Here is a 265-nt window from a genome sequence, read left to right as displayed (position 1 = left end):
GATTGAAGAAGTGGCGGGCAGTAAAATCAGCGGCGAAGAAGACCGGTACAGCCACACCGATTTGAGCGATTTCCAAGCCAATGTGGACGGATCGAAAAAAATCGTCGATTTGTTCCGTCCGCTGATCGAGGCCAAAAACAAAGCCTTGTTGGAAAAAACCGATACCAACTTCAAACAGGTCAACGAAATTCTGGCGAAATACCGGACTAAAGACGGTTTTGAAACCTACGACAAGCTGGGCGAAGCCGACCGCAAAGCGTTACAG

Annotated in this window: 1 protein-coding gene; it reads left to right on the top strand. The window is 48.7% G+C overall.

Translation table 11 applies throughout. The features are described from left to right. The coding region (locus ACI43T_RS12110) for an imelysin family protein (RefSeq protein ID WP_405387370.1) at positions 1-265 on the top strand (265 nt) is incomplete at both ends.

The sequence above is a fragment of the Neisseria oralis genome, assembly GCF_045062685.1.
Lineage (GTDB): Bacteria > Pseudomonadota > Gammaproteobacteria > Burkholderiales > Neisseriaceae > Neisseria > Neisseria oralis.
This window is presented reverse-complemented; position numbering and strand designations above follow the sequence as displayed.